Raw genomic sequence first — 5,620 nt, 5'->3', positions numbered from 1 at the left:
CAAATTGGTATAAGCTTAGTTGATTGGTATAGGTAACCTGAGCTTCAGATAGATGAAGTTTGAGTTATTCTTTGCATTAAATAACTTAAATTCTGGATAATCAACAACTTTATATTAATTTGCATGGATTGAGTCAGTTAATTTGTTACCTTGAGTCTAGGCGAACGTAGTCTATCGTGTATCTGTTTAGGAGACGGCTTTATTTATCAATAGGAAGCACATTTGGCAGCGTGGATGTGTGCTAGCATTTCTGTGGCTCAACGATGGTAATTGCTTGTATTTCCTCTTTATTACTCGGTGACCATGCGCGTTCACATGCTTGTTGTTTATCTAGCCAAACAAAGTCCGTATGCTCGTCTTTAGCAAGTTGAATAGGGGTGTTCGACGGCACCTGAACACTAAAAACATATTCGGTATTGAGTGTTACACCGGGTTCGTAGCGATGAAGCCACTGCGGCCTGATCTGGTATCGGTTGGTTTTATGGTGGGCATGTATCTCTATTCCAAGCGTTTTTGCGTCGATCCCTGTTTCTTCTTTAAGTTCTCTATAGGCCGTTTCAATTGGCAGCTCGTCATGATCTATACCTCCGGTAACCGATTGCCAAAAATCAGGGTCATCAGCTCTTTGTAGCAACAAAAATTGCTCAAGCTCATTATAAATCACAACTAAAACTGAAAAAGGTTTTCGTAACATAGATACAGTTTATAGAGATTAAAAGTCTAGGTCTGAGTGTAGCGAGATGAACAGGGGGGAGCAACTAAAACGAGATGGCATTTTTGCAAAAAAAAAGCAGGCCATCTGGCCTGCATAAAAACTCCAATAGCAACAAGCTGTGCCAAGGAAATCCCAATAATGCCAACGTCCTGGTTAGCAAGCTCTACTTCTCGGGAGTTCAATTGTGACTTTAGGCACGCCTAAGTACGCAGGTAAAAAGGTGCAGCCCCAAAGGAACGAAACCAATGCTAATGCAATGTTTATCTCTTGTAAACTAAAAATTGAAAAAAATAGTTTAAATGCCCTTTTTTTGTTCACTTTTAAATACTGAGCTGTAAAAATATACTATCTAACCTAATCTCGTAACTAATTGTTATTTATGTGATTGATGAAATTTGTACCTGTAATTATTCAAAGGATGTTGCAATTTTGTATGTAGGTTCTATGTTAATGGTTTGTACAACATGTAACCTAGGAACAAAAATATGAAACTCACATCAGCTGCAATGACTGTGGCATTACTGACCTGTACTACGCTAGTAAACGCTGCTATCCCTTACCAAGATAAACACTACCAATTTACTCAACCAGATGGCGAGACTATTACGTTAATCTTGAATGGTAATAACTATTTTGCTCAGCAGCGCACAGTAGGAGGTAAATTAGTTGTCTATGATGATGCGCTGCGAGGTATGGCTTATGCGCAGTTATCGGCAGACGGCGAGGCGTTAATTTCCACCGGTGTTTTAGTCTCAAATCGCGCTAAGCAGGGAGTAAAAGTTCGTCAGTCGGAGGACTACCAGCAAGGGTTATCGTCAGCCATTATTGCAAAAAAAGTAAAAACTGCTCAGCAAAGCATGCTAGGGCTACTAAGTCACGATTTGGCTCACCGTCGACACGAAGGGCATAAAACCGAGCTTACACAGTTGAACACCTCAATTACAGGTAAAGTAAAAGGACTTACGATTATTATCGATTTCCCTGATGAACGCGGTACGATCACAAAAGCGCAGATTGAGCGCTTTTTGAATGACGAAAATTACTCTGAATTTGGCAATGCGCAATCTGTGCGGGGCTATTTTACGTCCGTGTCGGGCGGCAAACTAGACTATACCAATACGGTAACGGCGTACTACACAGCTAAAAATAATAAAGCATACTATGCTGACAGTTCGTTAAGCTCAACGGTTCGGTCACAAGAGTTAATTAAAGAAGCATTGAATTGGTTGGAGTTTAACCAAGGGTTCGACTTTCGCTCGTTGACAACCAACAGCAGCGGCCAGATCCGAGGCTTAAACATCTTCTATGCAGGCAACTCTGATAGTGCTTGGTCTAAAGGGTTATGGCCGCATATGGCAAGGTTAAGCCCACGTTTTTGTGCCGACGGTGTATGCACAGATCGGTATCAAATTACAGATATGGGTGATAGCTTAGCAATAGGCACCTTTGTACATGAGTCTGGGCATCTGATCACAAATTGGCCTGACTTATATGATTATGATGGGAGCTCGGAAGGTTCAGTAGCAAGTTTTGGGGTGATGGGTTTTGGTGCTATCGGTACGTCAAACCGTTTTGAACCTACACCGCCGGTTGCACACTTCAGAGCGCTTGCTGGATGGGACAACGTGATTGAGCTAAACCCCGCGTTAAATAGTAATGCACCATCAGGGCAGCTAAGCCATATTTCAGGTTCGAATACCTCTTATAAATGGAGTAATCCCAATAACACCAATGAAGCGTTTTATATCGAAGCGATTCATCAATCAGGGCAGCATTCACAGCAATTGGACTCGGGCTTGGCGATTTGGCATGTAGACCCAGCTGGGAACAACTCAAATGAATGGTATCCATATATACAGATGGAGCATGGCGATGCTAGCCGTGATCCAGAAAACGGTCGAAATCGTGGTGATAACGGTGACTTATTCAATGTAGCAGGGGAGTTTAGTACTACTTTACCCAATGCGCTAGCGCAAAGAGGAACCAATGCCTTGTGGTGGAATGGTGATGATTCGGGCTTGCGGATCAGTAATATTTCAGATCCCGCTGCTGAGATCCGTTTTACCGTAAGTGCTACACTACCGCCTCCTCCTAAAGGAGATATTTATAGCGGATATTTGGCTGATCAAGAGCAAGCTATCCAGCCAAATGGTCGCTGGTTTCAATATAATGGCGGCGTGATAGACGCCGTACTCTCAGGGCCTGCAAGTGCTGATTTTGATTTAAAACTGGAAGCATGGAAAAATGGCCAATGGCAGCAGGTCGCTATCTCTGAGACTCCCTCGTCACAAGAAACCATACGCTATACCGCAAGCGCTGGCTATTACCGTATTATCATTTATTCCTACCGTGGAGCTGGGAATTACCGCTTAACCGTACAAAAATAGCTAAATAGTACCAATTATCTAAATTAAGATAATTGGTACAAATAAAGGTATTGATAATAGGAGAGCAAGATGGAAGCAACATATTGGCAAGACTTGTGGGTAAGTGGCCAAACCGGGTTTCATGAAGGGCAAGTTAATAGGATGCTTAACAAGTACTACGACTTACTCGATTTGAAAGTGGGGGAGCGAGTGCTAATACCACTTTGTGGTAAATCTATGGACATCACCCATTTCTTATCGTACGGCCAACATGTGGTTGGCGTAGAGCTATATGAAGGAGCCGTTGTAGCGCTATTTGAATCATTAAAGGTCAGTCCTCGTATTCACCAACAAGGTGCGTTTCGAGTATATCAAGCGCCAAACTTAACAATATTTGTCGGCGATTTTTTTGCTGTTAGTGCGCAGCTATTAGGGCGTATTGATGCTGTGTACGATCGCGCTGCATTAGTTGCCTTACCTGAGCCAATGCGGACTGATTATACAAAACACTTAGTATCGTTGACTAAAGCAGCTAAGCAACTTCTCATTTGTTTTGAATATGAGCAAGGTTTAATGTCTGGACCACCATTTGCTGTATCACCGGAAATGGTTGAGCGATATTATGGTGCCCACTACCACATCGAGCTTCAAGAACGCACGGTTCTTGAAGGAGGGTTAAAAGAAGTGAGCCACGTCTTTGAGAGTGTGTGGTTACTGAGTAGTTAATCTATTGGGTTAACATAAATATCACTAATTATTCTTACAATTGTCACCTTTTACTTATAGCGTATGACCAAATTTGCTACGGTAATCGTCCCTTTTTTGGGAGATTTACCGATATTCTGAGCCGATAGCTTTACATGTCGCTCCTCATTCAGAACAGATGGTCAGCAAATTTATGTTAATCCCTTTTAAAATAAGCATAGGTTTACAATGAATAAGATTAGTATTTTGTCAGCACTGACAGCGGCGCTCGTACTTTGTGGGTGTGATGACGACTCCGTCGAAGTAGTACAGGTAGAAAAGCCAGTCGTTACGACAAAAACCGAGGTGAAGGTAGTAGAGGTTCCTGTCATTGTTGAAGTACCTGCGGGCAGTGCTGACAACATACAAGTTGGTACACGACCAGACTTTCTGGTGCAAGACATGCAAAGCAGCCCACTGAAAACCAAGTTAGCCCAATGTGCTAACGGACCTTTTTACAAAACTGACTTTTCTATCGGGCACCGTGGAGCACCGATGCAGTTTCCTGAACATACCAAAGAGTCTTATATAGCAGCTGCAAAAATGGGTGCTGGCGTGTTGGAATGTGACGTAACCTTCACAAAAGACAAAGCGCTTGTGTGTCGCCACTCTCAATGTGATTTACATACTACAACCAATATTTTAGCCACTGAGCTTGGTAAGAAATGCACAACACCGTTTGTACCCGCAGATCCCGCCAATGGCATTGCCGCGCAAGCAAAATGTTGTACCAGTGACATCACTCTTGCGGAGTTTATTACGCTGCAAGGTAAGATGGATGCAGCAAACCCAAATGCCACTACAGTAGATGAATATTTAAATGGTACCGCAAACTGGCGCACAGACTTATACGCAAGTCGAGGGACTTTGATGACACATGCGCAAAGTATTGAGTTATTCAAAAGCCTAGGTGTCAAAATGACACCTGAGCTAAAAGCACCCTCAGTATCGATGCCTTTTGATGGGTTTACACAAACTGACTATGCGCAAAAAATGATTAATGAGTACAAGACTGCCAACGTTGATCCCAAAGATGTTTTAGCACAGTCATTTAACCTAGAAGATGTACTTTACTGGATAAAAGAAGCGCCTGAGTTTGGCACGCAAGCGGTGTATCTTGACGATAGATATGAGGCACAATCGGTTGCTGCTGAAGCAATGCTCTCATCTGAACAAATAATACATAGCCCCGAGCTATTATCACCAACCATGCAGGAGCTTGCGGCTGATGGTGTGAAAATTATTGCGCCACCACTTTGGATGTTATTAACAGAAGAAAATGGAAAAATCGTACCTTCAGCATATGCCAATGCAGCCAAAGCAGCAGGACTTGGCATAATAACATGGACATTAGAGCGTTCAGGTCACTTAGCCAATGGTGGCGGCTGGTATTACCAAAGCATTAACGGCAGCCTAGCGGGTGAAACGATGATAAACAACGATGGCGATACATTCGAAGTATTAGATGTGTTGGCAAAAGAAGTCGGTGTGTTAGGTGTGTTTTCAGATTGGCCGGCAACAACGACTTACTATGCCAGCTGCATGGGTATGCCTGCGAGTATTTGATAGTTTACGGTCAATTTTCGCTGCAAATAGTTAACACCTTGTCGCCGCTAGTTTTAGCGCTAGCGGCATAAATTTTCCCAGCCCTCGGGCTACGAACAACTTGGTAGCTCGTCGAATGGAGATTGAAAGATTATACCAATTTGACTTAATACTTGCTCAATTTGAAGGCGTAAATCTGACGCTAACCGCGTTAAAAATTTCTTATTGAGAACAACTAAATAAGAAATTT

The 5,620-nt window shown here is 42.7% G+C and carries 4 protein-coding genes; 3 read left to right on the top strand and 1 reads right to left on the bottom strand.

What is annotated here, in order from left to right; genetic code table 11:
- Positions 1 to 241: 241 nt before the first annotated feature.
- Positions 242 to 694, bottom strand: a complete 453-nt coding sequence (nudB, locus tag D9603_RS21095) for a dihydroneopterin triphosphate diphosphatase (RefSeq protein WP_128732806.1) — start codon at positions 692 to 694, stop codon at positions 242 to 244.
- Between the two features lie 506 nt (positions 695 to 1,200).
- Here nudB and D9603_RS21090 point away from each other — a divergent pair.
- The 3 genes from D9603_RS21090 (at position 1,201) to D9603_RS21080 (ending at position 5,391) form a co-directional block, all read left to right on the top strand.
- Complete coding sequence (locus D9603_RS21090; protein WP_128732805.1) at positions 1,201 to 3,102, top strand: M6 family metalloprotease domain-containing protein; 1,902 nt, start codon at positions 1,201 to 1,203, stop codon at positions 3,100 to 3,102.
- Positions 3,103 to 3,171: 69 nt separating this feature from the next.
- Complete coding sequence (gene tmpT, locus D9603_RS21085; RefSeq protein WP_128732804.1) at positions 3,172 to 3,807, top strand: thiopurine S-methyltransferase; 636 nt, start codon at positions 3,172 to 3,174, stop codon at positions 3,805 to 3,807.
- A gap of 207 nt (positions 3,808 to 4,014) precedes the next feature.
- Complete coding sequence (locus tag D9603_RS21080) at positions 4,015 to 5,391, top strand: glycerophosphodiester phosphodiesterase family protein (protein WP_125251682.1); 1,377 nt, start codon at positions 4,015 to 4,017, stop codon at positions 5,389 to 5,391.
- Positions 5,392 to 5,620 lie beyond the last annotated feature (229 nt).

This window comes from Pseudoalteromonas sp. PS5 (assembly GCF_004103255.1).
Lineage (GTDB): Bacteria > Pseudomonadota > Gammaproteobacteria > Enterobacterales > Alteromonadaceae > Pseudoalteromonas > Pseudoalteromonas peptidolytica.
The sequence above is the reverse complement of the archived record's forward strand: the minus strand, read 5'-3'. Positions and strand labels throughout refer to the sequence as shown.